Annotated in this window: 8 protein-coding genes and 2 pseudogenes; 5 read left to right on the forward strand and 5 right to left on the reverse strand. The window is 71.4% G+C overall.

The genetic code is table 11. The annotated features are described in order from the left end of the window. The first annotated feature begins 346 nt into the window (after positions 1-346). Positions 347-3,045, forward strand: a pseudogene (gene ppdK, locus GCU69_RS30610) (pyruvate, phosphate dikinase). Positions 3,046-3,150: 105 nt separating this feature from the next. On the opposite strand, the gene GCU69_RS30615 reads toward ppdK, so the two are convergent. Continuing rightward, positions 3,151-4,143, reverse strand: coding sequence for an Acg family FMN-binding oxidoreductase (locus GCU69_RS30615; protein ID WP_156207825.1), 993 nt, complete (start codon positions 4,141-4,143; stop codon positions 3,151-3,153). A 253-nt stretch (positions 4,144-4,396) separates the two neighbouring features. Between GCU69_RS30615 and GCU69_RS30620 the strand changes: the two are divergent. Continuing rightward, positions 4,397-5,404: pseudogene (locus tag GCU69_RS30620) on the forward strand (2-hydroxyacid dehydrogenase). A gap of 183 nt (positions 5,405-5,587) precedes the next feature. Here GCU69_RS30620 and GCU69_RS30625 read toward each other — a convergent pair. The 4 genes from GCU69_RS30625 to GCU69_RS30640 all read right to left on the reverse strand — a co-directional run bounded on the left by GCU69_RS30625 (position 5,588) and on the right by GCU69_RS30640 (position 10,589). Then, on the reverse strand, positions 5,588-6,277 hold the full coding sequence (locus GCU69_RS30625) for a response regulator (protein WP_098754993.1): 690 nt from the start codon (positions 6,275-6,277) through the stop codon (positions 5,588-5,590). Positions 6,278-6,386: 109 nt separating this feature from the next. Then, positions 6,387-7,049 carry a CBS domain-containing protein gene (locus tag GCU69_RS30630; RefSeq protein WP_156207826.1) on the reverse strand — a complete coding sequence of 221 codons (663 nt, stop codon included), beginning with the start codon at positions 7,047-7,049 and terminating at the stop codon, positions 6,387-6,389. A 69-nt stretch (positions 7,050-7,118) separates the two neighbouring features. Further along, positions 7,119-7,835 carry a CBS domain-containing protein gene (locus GCU69_RS30635; RefSeq protein ID WP_156207827.1) on the reverse strand — a complete coding sequence of 239 codons (717 nt, stop codon included), beginning with the start codon at positions 7,833-7,835 and terminating at the stop codon, positions 7,119-7,121. 45 nt (positions 7,836-7,880) lie between these two features. Continuing rightward, on the reverse strand, positions 7,881-10,589 hold the full coding sequence (locus GCU69_RS30640) for a bifunctional acetate--CoA ligase family protein/GNAT family N-acetyltransferase (RefSeq protein WP_156207828.1): 2,709 nt from the start codon (positions 10,587-10,589) through the stop codon (positions 7,881-7,883). 238 nt (positions 10,590-10,827) lie between these two features. On the opposite strand from GCU69_RS30640, the gene pflB reads away from it, so the two are divergent. The 3 genes from pflB to GCU69_RS30655 are packed head-to-tail and all read left to right on the forward strand — an operon-like array spanning position 10,828 to position 14,778. Next, complete coding sequence (gene pflB, locus GCU69_RS30645; RefSeq protein WP_156207829.1) at positions 10,828-13,089, forward strand: formate C-acetyltransferase; 2,262 nt, start codon at positions 10,828-10,830, stop codon at positions 13,087-13,089. Between the two features lie 53 nt (positions 13,090-13,142). After that, positions 13,143-13,910, forward strand: coding sequence for a pyruvate formate-lyase-activating protein (pflA, locus tag GCU69_RS30650; protein WP_156207843.1), 768 nt, complete (start codon positions 13,143-13,145; stop codon positions 13,908-13,910). Positions 13,911-13,938: 28 nt separating this feature from the next. Further along, positions 13,939-14,778, forward strand: coding sequence for a universal stress protein (locus GCU69_RS30655; protein WP_176604683.1), 840 nt, complete (start codon positions 13,939-13,941; stop codon positions 14,776-14,778). The last annotated feature ends 133 nt before the right edge of the window (positions 14,779-14,911 follow it).

Consider the following 14,911-nt stretch of genomic DNA (forward strand, 5'->3'; position numbering starts at 1 on the left):
CGGCCCTGCGGGACCGTGCCGACGGGGGCCGGTGCCGGCCCTCACTCTCAGCGTTCCGCTCCGCCACCGGGCCTCGTAGGCCCCGAAGGTCCCCGGCCGGGGGCCAGAAGGCCCCTTCGGCCCCCTCCCGTGCGGCCCCGCCACCGGGTACGGACGGTGCGGCGAGGTGGCCGGACCCGCCGGGTGGCGCGGGGGCGGGGCCGTTCGGACCCTGGCCCGGGACCTACGGGACCTGCCCGCAGCAGGGGTGTCCGCCCGAATCTGAAGGAGGCGGGCAGGGGCCCGCGGGGCGTGGGAACGGAAGCGTTTCCCGCCGTCCCTCGTCCTCCGCAGGAAGGGACACACCATGGAGCGTTATGTGTACGACTTCACCGAGGGCGGCCGGGAGATGGCCGGTCTGCTCGGCGGCAAGGGCGCCAACCTCGCCGAGATGACCCGGATGGGCCTTCCGGTGCCGCCCGGCTTCACGGTCACCACCGAGGCCTGCCGGACCTTCCTGGCCACCGGCGCCGAGCCGGCGGGCCTGGGGGTGGAGGTGGCCGAGCATCTGGCGGCCCTCGAACGGGGCGCCGGACGGCGGTTGGGACAGCCGGACGACCCGCTGCTGCTTTCGGTCCGCTCCGGGTCCAGGTTCTCCATGCTGGCATGATGGAGACGATCCTGGACATCGGCCTGACCGACGACTCCGTGCCGGGCCTGGCCAAGGTGTCCGGGGACGACCGCTTCGCCTGGGACTCCTACCGACGGCTGCTGCAGATGTTCGGCAGCACGGTGATGGGTGTGGACAGCGCGCTGTTCGAAACCGAGCTGGACCGTCTCAGGGAGATCCGCGGAGCCCCCGACGACCTGCGCCTGGACGCGGCCGACCTCGCCCGGCTCAGCGACATCTACAAGGGCTTGATCCGCCGCGAGACGGGTGAGGACTTCCCGCAGGAACCGGAAGAGCAGCTCCACCGGGCGGTGCGGGCGGTGTTCGAGTCCTGGAACGGCGAGCGGGCCCGGCTGTATCGCCGGCGCGAGCACATCTCGGACGCCTTGGGCACCGCGGTCAACGTGCAGATCATGGTCTTCGGCAATCTCGGCCCGGACTCCGGCAGCGGGGTCGCCTTCACCCGGGACCCGGCCACCGGGAGGCCCGGGGTGTACGGCGACTATCTGGCCAACGCGCAGGGCGAGGACGTGGTCGCCGGTATCCGCAACACCGTCCCGCTGCAGGACCTCGAAGGGTTCGATCCGGGGTCGTACCGGCAGCTCCGCGAGCACCTGCGGAACCTGGAGCGCCACTACCGCGACCTGTGCGACATCGAGTTCACCATCGAACGCGGCACCCTGTGGATGCTCCAGACCCGCGTCGGCAAGCGCACCGCCGAGGCGGCCTTCGCCATCGCCCACGAGCTGGCCGACGAGGGCCTGATCACTCCCGCCGAGGCCCTGGGCCGGGTGACCGGCCATCAGCTCGCCCGGTTGATGTTCCCGCGCTTCGACACCTCGACCGCCGGTGCGCCTCTGGTACGCGGTGTCCCGGCGTCCCCCGGCGCGGCTGTCGGCGCGGCAGTCTTCGACTCGGCCGAGGCGGTACGCCGTGCCGCCGCCGGGGAGAAGGTGGTGCTCGTGCGGCGGGAGACCACTCCCGACGACCTTCCGGGCATGGTCGCCGCGCAGGCGGTTCTCACCAGCCACGGCGGCAAGACCAGCCATGCCGCGGTCGTCGCCCGCGGCATGGGAAAGGTCTGCGTCTGCGGTGCCGAAGGAGCGGATGTCGACACCACGGCGCGACGGTTCACCGTCGGCGGCACGGTCGTGGCCGAGGGCACCGTCATCTCGGTCGACGGCTCGGCCGGAACCGTCCGTCTCGGGGCGGCCCCGCTCGCCGACTCCGTGGTGATGCGGTACTTCGAGAACGGCGGCGAGCTGACGGGCGAGCCCTCCGGGACAGTCACGGAAGCGGTGCACCAGATCATGGAGCGGGCCGACTCCGTACGGCGGCTGAGCGTGCGGGCGAACGCCGACACGCCCGAGGACGCCGCGCGGGCCCGCCGCTTCGGCGCCGAGGGGATCGGGCTGTGCCGCACCGAGCACATGTTCCCGGGTGACCGCCGCAAACTCGTGGAAGCCATGATTCTGGCGCGTACGGACGCCGGCCGCGAGCGTGCGCTGAACGCCCTGCTGCCCCTGCAGCGCCAGGACTTCACCGGCATTCTGGCCGCGATGGACGGGCTGCCGGTCACCATCCGGCTGCTCGACCCGCCCCTGCACGAGTTCCTCCCCGACCGCACGGAGCTCGCCGTGCGCGTGGCTTCCGCCCGGGCACGCGGCGAGATTCCGGACCCGTACGACACCGAGTTGCTGACGGCCGTGAACCGGATGCACGAGGAGAACCCGATGCTGGGTCTGCGGGGCGTACGCCTGGGGCTGGTCGTTCCGGGGCTGTTCGCCATGCAGGTACGGGCCGTCGCCGAGGCGGTGGTCGAGCGGCGGCGCGCCGGCGGCGACCCCAGGGCGGAGATCATGGTCCCGCTCGTGGACACCGCCGAGGAGCTGCGGCTCGTCCGTGCGGAGGTGGAACAGGTGCTCGCCGAGGTCTCCGAGGTCTCCGGTCTGCGGGTCGACTGCCCGGTGGGCACGATGATCGAGCTGCCGCGCGCCGCGCTCACCGCGGGCCGGATCGCCGAGGCGGCGGACTTCTTCTCCTTCGGCACCAATGATCTGACCCAGACGACCTGGGGATTTTCCCGCGACGACGTGGAGGCCGCCTTCTTCTCGGCCTATCTGGAGAAGGGCATCTTCCCGGTCTCCCCCTTCGAGACGATCGACCGGGAGGGCGTGGGCCGGCTGGTGGAGGTCGGGACAGCCGAGGGCCGCGCGGCCCGCCCCGGACTGAAGATCGGGGTCTGCGGGGAGCACGGCGGGGACCCCGACTCGGTGCACTTCTTCCACGGTGCCGGACTGGACTACGTCTCCTGCTCCCCCTTCCGCGTCCCGGTCGCCCGGCTGGAGGCCGGGCGGGCCTCCCTCTCCGGTGGGGTGGCGGACGACAGCAGGTAGCGGGGCCCTGGAGGCCGGATCCGGGACGGTATCGCGGCGGCACGCTGCCGCGATACCGTCCCGTCTCGGCGGCAATCCCACGGAACTTCGCTCGGGCACTGCGGTTCACTCGATGTCGAGCACCTCTCGCACAGGCCGACGTGGCGGTCCGGGCTGCGGCGGGGCACCGTAACCAAGGCGAAGCACCATCTGCACAAACCCCATCGTCGACCGCGGGTCCCGCGCCGCCCAGCGCAGCTCGGGCCGCTCGAGGGCGTGGGACGTGAGCGAGGTCGAGAGTCCGTCCAGGGTGGCTTGGAGCAGGACGCGCTCCAGCGCCTGTCCCGCATGCAGCCAGTCCGTCGGCCGGTCGTCGGAGGTGCCGAGAAGAGCCAGTTGCGGCGCGTCCTCGAACATGCCGGTCTCGCGGCCCGCCACAGCGCGTCTGCCCGCGAAGTCGCGCACCGGCGCCCTACCGTCCCGCTTGGCCGGCCCGAAGGCGTAGTCCGGGATCCCGTCGGTCGCACCATCGGCAGCGTCGGCACCGACGCGGGTCCAGCGGACCATGTCCTCGGTTGCGGCGGGGTCCATGGCGTCACGTCCTTCGGCGTCCTCGACGAGATCCAGCAACGACTCCACGTGCCATCCGGAGGGAAAGAGCAGGCGCGCCCTCTCGAGGAAGGCGGCGGCGCACAGCTCGTCTTTGACGGCCGCGGGTATCTCCTCGTCCGAGAAGGGGTGACGGCTGGTGCGTCGTCGGTGGATCGCGGAGTACAGAGCGGCGAGGTCGCTGTCACGAGGTGCGGGCTCGGTCAGCCTTACCGTTGCGAGCAGTTGTCGGTCCCCGGGATCGGGGAGCAGTCCGGTTTCCGGTTCCCAGCCGGCGTGGGCGGCGGCGACCCGCAGGTTGAACAGGACGGCGCCACAGCCCAGGTGAAGGGCCCGGGTCGTGGTGTCGGCGCGGGGCATGGTGCGCCGGAGATCGGAGCGCACATGGAACGTGCTGCTGTCGCGGAAGAAGCGGAACTTCCACGGCTGGGCGTTGTGCATGGACGGAGCCACCGTGGCGTCCTGGACCAGCGCCGTCACGGTCCGTACGTCGAGCGCCTCTCCTGTCACCGGGACACCTCCCTGGGGAAGCCGATCGGTCTGCCTGAGAGCGGTCCGTCCCCTGTTTCACGATAGCGAGGGCACACGGACACCGCCGCTCAGCCTGTCGGCAGCGGGTACGGCCCCCGCGGCCGACCGACGAATGGAGAGCCTGCGCGACAGTGGACCCCTATATACCTCAAATCATTTCATAACCATTATGCCGGATTTCCGGGCCGGCGAAGTCCACCGGCATCCTCGGGCAGAGAGACGAGGAGACGGCTTGGAGATCTTGGCCTACGAGGTGCAGCACGATGAGCGGCCGCTGCTGGAACGGGCCGTCGCCGATCGGCATACGGTGCGGTGCCCGGAGGTGTTCCTCAACGAGGAAACGGCCCCGCCGGCCGCGGGGTACCGCGTCGTATCCACGGGCGCCAATGCCCGGCTCGACGCCCCCGTGCTGCGGCGATTGCCCGAAGGCGGGACACGGATGATCGCCCAGCGCTCCACCGGCTTCAACAACATCGACCTCGCCGTTGCCGAGGAACTGGGATTCACCGTGGGCAGCGTGGCCCACTACTCTCCGTATGCGGTTGCGGAGTTTGCCTGGGCACCCGCCTTGGCGGTCAATCGTGGAATGGTCCGGGCCGCCCACCGCTCCCGCGAGTTCGACTTCCGGCTCACGGGACTGATGGGCCGCGACATCCACGGCATGACCGTTGGCGTCATCGGAACCGGGAAAATCGGCGAGGTTTTCGCCCGTATCGCCCGTGGCTTCGGCTGCCGCCTGCTGGGCCGGGACGCCGTGGAGAATCCCGCCTGTCTCGCCCTCGGGTTGGAGTACCCGGATGCGGCCCGGCTGCTCGCCGAGGCCGACCTGATCAGCCTGCATTTGCCGCTGCTGCCCGGCACCCATCACCTGATCGACGCACGCGCGCTGGACCTCATGAAGGACGACGCCATCCTGATCAACACAGGCCGCGGCGGGCTCATCGACGCACACGCCCTGGTCGAGACGCTGCGCACAGGCCGGCTCGACGGCGTTGGTTAGGACGTGTACGAGGAGGACGCCGGGACATTCCACCTCGACAGGTCCATCCGGGGAATCACCGACGGCACCCTTGCCCGGCTGATGACCTTCCCGCAGGTGATCGTCAGCTCCCACCAGGCGTACTTCACCCGCACAGCGGTGGGCGAGATCGCCGACGCCACCGTCCGCAACATCGATGACTACGTGACGGGCCAAACCAAGCAGAACACCCTCGTTCCACGGGCATTCCAGCCGCTCTGACCAGTCGCGATGCCCGTTCAACGGTTTCGTGAGCGCTCAGGCCGACTGGGGCCTTCCGGTCCGGGAACGGCCCGTGCGACCCCTGCCCACGCGGGCCTCCGGGGTGTTGCCCGGAAGGTGGAGATTCACTGACCGGAGATCGCGGTGGTGCGGCGACTTCCTGCCCGGCCTTCCGGGCAGGGGTCAGCGAGGGTCGAGGGGCGGCGTCGCCTGGGAGGCCAGGACCGCGGCCTGAACGCGGCGCTCCACGCCGAGCTTGGCGAGCAGCCGGGAGATGTGGTTCTTGACGGTCTTCTCGGAGAGGTACAGCCGCTTGCCGATCTCCCGGTTGGTCAGACCCTCACCGATCAGGGCGAGGATCTCCCGTTCCCGCGGGGAGAGGCCGGCCAACGCCTCGTTCTGCGGCTCCTTCGGAGCGTCGTCACCGCGCAGGCTGCTCATCAACCGGGCGGTGGTGGCCGGGTCGAGCATCGACTGCCCGGAGGCCACGGTGCGGACGGCGGCGATCAGATCGGATCCCTTGATCTGCTTCAGGACGTATCCTGCGGCACCAGCCATGATGGCGTCGAGCAGAGCGTCATCGTCGTCGAACGAGGTGAGCATCAGGCAGACCAGCTCCGGCATGCGTGATCGCAGCTCACGGCAGACCGTGATCCCGTCTCCGTCCGGCAATCGCACGTCCAGCACCGCCACATCGGGCCGCAGAGCGGGCGCCCGTACCATGGCCTGCTCAGAGGTCACGGCCTCGCCGACGACCTCGATGTCCGGTTCGGCGTCGAGAAGGTCCTGAACCCCGCGCCGGACGACCTCGTGGTCGTCGAGCAGAAAGACTCGTATCGGTTCCTGCGCTGAGAATTCTCGTGCCTCGGTCATGTCGTCCTTCGCGCCGTTGTGAACGGTTCCTGTCCCGATCGTCGCGCGTACGGTGACACGGCACCAGGGCCGAAGGTCCCCTCTTCGGCCCTGCGGCGGTCTGCGGTTTTCAGGCCAGGTGCTGCCCGGGCGCGGGGCTGGTGAAGGTGCACTCCACGTCGACCACACCTTCCACCGCCCGGGCCAGCCGGGCTGCCACCGGCACCAGGGAGCGGTCATGAATCCCGCCGGCCAGCGTCACCACGCCCTCCCGCACCTGTACTCCGACAGCCGGTTCCGTGCCGGCGAAAAGGCCGCCCACGGCGCGACGCACCTCCTCCTCGATCTCCTCGTCCGGCCGCAGGAAGACCTTGAGCAGATCGCTCCGGCTGACGATCCCGACGAGCAGGCCCCCGGCGTCGGTCACGGGCAGCCGCTTGACGTGCTTTCGCGCCATGACCTGCGCGGCGCGGGCGAGGGAGGCGCCGGGGTCCACGCAGACGGCGGGAGACGTCATCAACTCCCCGGCGGTGACGGCCCCGGCCTTGGCCAGGTCCGCCAGCCGGCTCATCTGCTCCTTGCGGCTGGGGTCGCTGTCCCGGAACTCTTCCTTGGGCAACAGGTCCGCCTCGGAGACCACGCCGGTGACGCGGCCCTCGCCTGCCAGCACCGGAAGGGCACTGACCTTCCATTGCTGCATGATCCGGACGATCTCCCTGAACGGTGCCTCCTGGCCGATGGCAATGACGGTGGTGCTCATCACGTCACTCACGGTGTGTGGTGTGCCGTGCACGGTGTCCTCCTCCGAGGGTGTCGGCACCCCTCCGGGGAGGGGTGCCTTCGAAACCGGTGACGGATGGGCTCACAGGCCGCGAATCCAGTGGTCGCCGGACAACCCCTGGAGTGTGACGTCCTCGGGCCGCTGTCGTGTGTCGTCGAGGCGGTGGGTGAGGTGGTTGACCACGGCGACCACCCCGTCGACCTGTCCGGCCGTCCGGACGGCGACGAGGACCTCGCTGCTGCGCTCCAGTTTGCCCTCCAGCGTGACGACCCCGGCGGTAACGCTGACGGTGACGGCGCGCGGAGGGAGCCCGAGAATGCGCACCAGCACCTCGTCGGCCACCTCGGCGCGGATGTCGTCGTCCGGCCGGAGGAAGACCTCGAGCAGGTCCCGGCGGGTGACGATGCCCACGAGCCGGTCCTCCTCGTCGATCACGGGAAGCCGCTCGACGCGGTTCTTCACCATGGTGCGGGCCGCCTGCGCGATGGAGTCCTCGGCGCGGACGGTAACCGCCGGTGTCGACATCAGCTCTCCGGCCGTCCGCGCCCGGACCTTGGCGGCCGACCGGCGGGCGGTCCGGGTGAGCGGGAGGCGGTGCCCGGTCCCGAACTGCTCGGCCTGGCGGGCCATCAGGTCGGTCTCGGAGATGACGCCGAGGACCTTCTCGTCGTCGTCCACGACCGGCAAGCCGCTGATGCGGTGCGCCGCGAGCAGCGCGGCCACGTTCTTGAAGGGGGTGACGGGGGTGGCACGGACGACATCGTCGGTCATCACACTGCCGACTTTCCGGTGCTTCATGGTGTTCTCCTCTGTTGTGGCAAGGTCGGCTCTGTCGGGTTGAGGTCAGCGAAGACGGCGCAGATACGGGTCGTGGGCACGGCGGGGCAGCAGCCGGATTCGGGCGTCGACGGCAACGGTGCCGTCCGGCCGGGCGAGCACCGGATTGAGGTCCGCCTCGGCGAGCTGCGGCAGGTCGGCCGCCATCTGTGACAGCCGCAGCAACAGCCGTTCCAGCCCTTCGAGGTCGACGGGTCCGCCACCGCGGTAGCCGAACAGCAACGGAGCACAGCGCGGCGCGGTGATCAGGTCGTGCACGTCCTGGTCGGTGAGCGGGGCGAAGCAGGCCACGTGGTCGGCGAGCAGCTCGGTGGCAGTGCCCCCGAGACCGAAGAGCATCAACGGCCCGAAGACCTCGTCCTGGACGACACCGGCGACGAGCTCGGTGCCCCGGCCGGCCATCGGCTGGACGAGGACTCCGGTCATCACATCGCCCAGACGGGCTCTCAGGTCCCGATGGGCGGCGCGGACCTGCTCCTCTCCGTCGAGGTCGAGCAGCACCGCACCGTGGTCGCTCTTGTGCAGCAGCCTCGGCCAGTGGGCCTTGAGGACCACCCGGCCGCTCCCGGCAGCGGCGAGCCGGGCGGCGGCCTCCACGGCTTCCTGCTCCGTCTCGGCCCAGGCCCAGGGCAACTGCTGGACGCCGTAGCAGTCCAGCAGGCCGGCACAGCGGCGAGGGTCGAGCCAACCGCCTTCGGGGTGCTCGGCGAGGAATGCTTCCGTGATCTCCCGGGCGCCTGCCGGATCGGTGCCGGGCGGCTTCGGGACCGTGCCGGCCGGCCGGTCCAGCCAGCGGGCGCGCGCGGCCGCGTGGGCGAGGGCGCGGGCGGCCGGTTCCGGGTCGGCGTATGCCGGGACGGCGCCGCCACCCGGTGTGTGCAGCAGCCGGACGCGTTCGGCCTGGTCGAGCAGGACGGCGGCGACCGTACGGGGTCGGTTGCCCGATCCGGCGTGGGTGAGCACCCGGATGGGGTCGTCACCGGTAGCCTCGGCCAGCGCCGTGGGGACGAGCACAACCAGCACCGCGTCGACGGCGCCGTGTCCGGCGAGCCGGTCCACGCAGGCACGCAGTTCCCGGTCGCCGACCGCGGCGGTGGCATCGACCGGGTTGGCGGCGCTCGCACCGCCGGGAAGCAGGCCGAGGAGGTCGGTGACCAGTCCGGCGGGCAGTTCCGGGACGGTCAGTCCTGCCTCGGTGCAGGCATCGGCGGCCAGCACGGCCGCACCGCCGGCGTTGGAGACCACGGCCACCTTGGTTCCGGCGGGCAGCGGCTGCGAGTGCAGCAGAGCCGCTGTGTCGAGGAGTTCGCCGACGGAGCGGGTGGCGGTCACCCCCGCTTGGCGGAAGAGGGCCTGCCGCGTCATCGTCGGAGTGGCGGCGGCCGCGGTGTGCGAAGCGGCGGCCCGCCGTCCCGCGTCGGAGCGACCCGCGTCCACGGTGAGCACCGGCATCCGGCGGGCGACCCGCCGTGCCGTACGGGAGAAGGCGCGCGCGTTGCCGAAGGACTCCAGGTGCAACAGGGCCAGCTCGGTGCGGCCGTCCCCCTCCCACCACTGGAGCAGGTCGTTGCCACTGACGTCGTACTTGTCACCCAGCGAGACGAAGCTGGAGACGCCGATGCCGAGCCGGGACAGCCCGCCGAGCAGCGCGATGCCGACCCCGCCGGACTGAACGGCCACCCCGGCGGTGCCGGGCAGCGGACGGTGGGCGGCGAACGTCGCGTCCAGCCGCACCTCTTCTTCGGTGTTGGCAAGACCCAGGCTGTTCGGTCCGGCCAGCCGCATGCCGTGGCGGCGGCAGGCGGCGTGCAGGGCCGCGCCCTGGCCGGCGTCGAGCCCGGAGGTCAGCACGACGAGGGCCCGCACACCGGCCCGGCCGCATTGGTCGGCCGTCTCCGGAACGGCGGCGGCTGGCACGGTGAGCACGGCCAGGTCCGGCGGATGCGGCAGCTCGGCCACCGTGGCATGGCAGGGGGTGTGTTCGATGTGGCGCGCGTGCGGGTTCACAGCGTGCAGGCGGCCCGGAAACCCGGCGCGGCGCAGATTCTTCAGCACGGCGCGGCCCACGGATCCCGGCCTGCTGCCCGCGCCGATCACAGCGATCGACCGGGGGCGGAGCAGCGGCCGCAGACTGGCGGAATCGGCGGTGCGGGCGCGTTCGTCGACCGCTGAGCGGTAGCGCTCGCCGGGGGCCAGCCGGATGACGCAGTGGACGTCACCGTGGTCGAAGCGGCGGGTGACCTCCAGACCGAGGTCGGTGAAGACCTTCAGCACGGGGTGGTTGTCCGCGAGCGTGTCGGCGGTGAAGGCGGTGACGCCCGCCTCGCGGGCCGCGTGCATCAGGTGCTCCAGCAGCAGGGTGCCCGCCCCCTGGTGGCGGAAGTCGTCGGCGACGGCCAGGGCGATCTCGGCCGTGGCCGGGTCCTCGCCGGTCTCGTACTCGGCGACGCCCACGACCCGGCCCGCGAAGGAGACGACCAGTGCGAGCCGGCCCCGGCGTGGAGAAGCACAGAGGCAGTCGGCGGACTGCCGCCCGGAGAGCCGGCTCGCCCCGAGGAACCGCAGCCGCAGACTTTCGGCCGACATCCCCTCGTAGAACGCCAGCAGACCGTCGCGGTCGTCGGGGCGCGCAGGCCGGATCTGCACGGTTCTGCCGTCGCTCAGCAGCGCGTGGGCCCCGGGTGCGTCCGGTGCGCGGCGTGCGGTCTGCGTCATCACGATGTCCTCTCCCTCGGATTCCGTCTCCACGGTCCGTGACCGCGCCGGGGCACACAGGTGCTGCCCGGGGGCCGGTGACGGGGCCGTTCGGCCCTCTCCGAAAGAGCCGGACGGCTCCCTGCCGGGGATCGGCGGGCCCCTGCTCCCCGACCTGCGCGGCGGCGAGCATCGGAGAAGAGACGGCGGCACCGGCCCGGTGGCGCGACATGTGTGCGGAGAGAAGAGAGAGATCACCATGACCGCGACAGCCCGAGAAGGCGTGCAGGCACCCCTGGCCGCTTGGCGCGGATTCCGCGGCCGGCCGTGGCGGGACCGGATCGATGTGCGCGTCTTCATCCAGGCCAACTACACCCCGTACGAAGGGGACGCGGCCTTTCTGAGCGGACCCACCGCGCGCACCCGGGCCATATGGGAGAAGGTGTCCGCGCTCTTTCCCGAGGAACGCCGCAAGGGCATCCTCGACGCCGACACGGCCATCCCCTCCACCATCACCTCGCACCGGCCCGGCTGGATCGACCGCGAGCGCGAGCTGATCGTCGGGCTGCAGACGGACGCCCCGCTGAAGCGGGCCATCATGCCCAACGGCGGGCTGCGCATGGTGGAGAACGGTCTGCGCGCCTACGGCTACACGCCCGACCCGTTCGTGACCCGCGTCTTCGGCGCCTACCGCAAAACCCACAACGAGGGAGTCTTCGACGCCTACACCCCGGAGATGCGCCGAGCCCGCAAGGCGGGGATCATCACGGGCCTGCCGGACTCCTACGGCCGCGGCCGGATCATCGGCGACTACCGGCGCGTCGCGCTGTACGGCACGGACCGGCTGGCCGAGGCCAAGCGCGCCGAACGTGCCGCCCTGGACGCCCTGCCCTCCACCATGGAGGTGATCCGCGACCGCGAGGAGCTGGCCGAGCAGATCAAGGCGCTCGGGGAACTGGCGCAGATGGCGGCTTCCTACGGCTGTGACGTCACCCGCCCCGCAGCCACCGCCCACGAGGCGGTCCAATGGCTCTACCTGGGTTTTCTCGCCGCGGTGAAGGAGCAGAACGGGGCGGCCATGTCGCTCGGCCGCACCTCCACCTTCCTCGACGTCTATTTCGCCCGGGACCTCGCCGAGGGCCGGATCGACGAGGCGCGCGCCCAGGAGCTGATCGACGACTTCGTCATCAAGCTGCGGATCGTCCGCTTCCTGCGCACCCCCGAGTACGACGCGCTGTTCTCCGGCGATCCGACCTGGGTCACCGAGTCCATCGGCGGCCTCGGTGACGACGGCCGCCCGCTCGTCACCCGCACCTCCTTCCGCTTCCTGCAGACCCTTTACAACCTCGGGCCCGCACCCGAGCCGAACCTCACCGTGCTCTGGTCACCGCGGCTGCCGGCGGGCTTCAAGAGGTTCTGCGCTCAGCTCTCGGTCGACACCAGCTCCATCCAGTACGAGTCGGACGAGCTGATGCGCCCGGTGACCGGCGACGACACCGCGATCGCCTGCTGCGTCTCGGCGATGGCCGTCGGGAAGCAGATGCAGTTCTTCGGCGCCCGGGTGAACCTCGCCAAGGCCCTCCTCTACGCGGTCAACGGCGGCCGGGACGAGATGACCGGCGACCAGGTCGCCCCCGCCGCGCCGGCACTCACCGGGGACACACTGGATTACGACGAGCTGTCCGCCGCCTACGACCGCACCCTGGAGTGGCTCGCGGGCCTCTACGTCAACACCCTCAACGTCATTCACGCCATGCACGACAAGTACGCCTACGAGCGGCTGGAGATGGCCCTGCACGACCACCCGGCCCACCGCACCATGGCCTGCGGTATCGCCGGCCTGTCGGTCGCCGCCGACAGCCTCTCCGCGGTGAAGCACGCCCAGGTGCACGTGATCCGGGACGCGAGCGGACTGGCCGTCGACTACCGCGTCGAGGGCGACTTCCCCGCCTACGGCAACAACGACGACCGGGCCGACGCCCTCGCCGTGGACCTGGTGCGCTCCTTCATGGACAAGGTGCGCCGCCACCCCGCCTACCGGGACGCCGAGCACACCCAGTCGGTGCTGACCATCACCTCCAACGTCGTCTACGGCAGGCACACCGGCAACACCCCCGACGGCCGCCGCGCCGGCCAGCCGTTTGCCCCCGGTGCCAATCCCATGAACGGCCGGGACCGGCACGGCATGGCGGCCTCCGCGTTGTCGGTCGCCAAGATCCCGTACGACTGCGCCCGCGACGGCATCTCCCTGACCTCAACGATCACTCCGGAGGGCCTCGGCCATGTCCCGTCAGAGCGGGCGGACAACCTGACAGGCCTCCTTGACGCGTACACCGCCTCCGGTGGCTTCCACATGAACGTCAACGTCCTGGACCGGGCGGTCCTGGAGGACGCCATGGAGCACCCGGAGAAGTACCCCCAGCTGACCATCCGGGTCTCCGGCTACGCAGTCAACTTCGTCCGGCTGACCCGTGAACAGCAGCTCGACGTGATCAGCCGCACCTTTCACGGTGCGCCGTGAGCACCGACCGGGCCGCACACACCGGCCGAGCCGTGAGCACGCCCACGAGCCGGATCGCGGCCACTGGGCGCGCCGGGGCCGATGACCGGGCCGCGGTCACCGGGCGGATCCACTCCTGGGACCTGTCCACGGGCGTGGACGGACCCGGCACCCGGTTCGTGCTCTTCCTCAGCGGATGCCCGCTGCGCTGCCTGTACTGCGCAAACCCCGACACCTGGCACATGCGGGACGGGCACCTGATGACGGTGGACGAGGTGATGGCGGAGATCGAGCGGTACCGGCCCTTCATCACCGCCGCGGGCGGTGGGGTGACCCTCACTGGAGGCGAACCGCTGCTCCAGCCCGCGTTCACCGCCGAGGTGTTCCGCCGGTGCCGGGAGCTGGGGCTGCACACGGCCCTCGACACCTCCGGGCTGCTCGGCACCCGCGCCGATGACATGCTGCTCGGCGACACCGGTCTGGTCCTGCTGGACATCAAGTCCTTCGACGTCGGCACGTACCGCAGACTGACCGGGGGTGGCCTGGCCCCCACCCTCTCCTTCGCCGCCCGTCTGGACAGACTCTCCGTCCCCGTCTGGATCCGCTACGTCCTGGTCCCGGGCTGGACCGATGACAAGGCCGCGATCGAGGGCCTGGCCGAGTTCCTCTCCGCTCTGGGCTGTGTCGAGCGCGTGGAGGTGCTGCCCTTCCACAAGCTGGGGGCCGCCAAGTACGACGCCCTCGGCATCCCCTTCCCGCTGCGCGACACCCCGGTGCCCGGCGCCGCCCTCGTCAGCCGGGTGCTCCGGCAGTTCCGGGCGCACGGCCTGCGGGCGTACTGAAGCCGCCATCTTCCGAGAGGGAATCCAGATGAGGACCCGGCACGTGGTCACGGGCGTCGACGGCACGACCGCCGCCGTCCGGGCCCTGGACGCGGCCGCCCGCGAGGCGGCACGGCGCGACACCGACCTGGAAATCCTGTACGCCGTATCCGACTTGGACGAGGCCGGGCCGGTGCTGGCCTCCGCCGTCTCCCGGGTGCGCGGCCGCCACCCCGGTATGCCGGTGACCACCACAGCGGTCGTCGGAGACCCGGCTCGGGCTCTGGCCCGCCGGGGCAGGGACGCGGCGCTCACCGTCGTGGGCAGCCGCGGACTCGGCGGCCTCGCCGGACTCCTGCTCGGATCGGTGAGCTTGCGGCTGGTCGCGCAGGCACACGGCCCCTTGCTCCTCGTACGCGGCGAACAAGCGGCAGGCCTTGCCGGACCCGGGCACGGCGAGGTGATTCTCGCCCTGGGAAACGGCTCCGACACCGACGCCGCGGCATACGCCTTCGAGGAGGCCGCACGCCGTGGCACCCGGTTGCGGGTCCTGCACACCCGGGCCTGCCGGCCACCCCTCCTCGCCGGCACCGGGGCCGCGATCCGGCGGGACGGGACGAACGGAGAGATGCCCGCCTCGCGGGTGAACACCCTCCTCGGACCGGATTCGGGACCGCCGCGGCAGCGGCATCGCCGTCTCCGCAGGGACGTCGGCGCCACCCGCTCCGCCGCGGCGCACGCGTTGATCCAGGCCACGTCCGGAGCCGGTGTCGTCGTGGCCACGGCCGGCCGCCGGCGCCGCGGCACCGGCCTGTCACCGGACCCCGTCACCCACGCGCTGCTGCGCCACTCCCACTGCCCCGTCGTTCTCGTCCCCGCCTCACGGTGAGGAGTGCACAGCCCCTTAGCCGGTGGCCGCCGGAGCGTCGGGCCCAAGGCCCTCCTCCTGCCCCCAGGCAGCCCCCGCCCGCGGGCCGGCACCCCCAGCAGGCTGACGACACACCCACAATTCCTCGGAGGAG

Source organism: Streptomyces lycii, assembly GCF_009735685.1.
Classification (GTDB): Bacteria; Actinomycetota; Actinomycetes; order Streptomycetales; family Streptomycetaceae; genus Streptomyces; species Streptomyces lycii.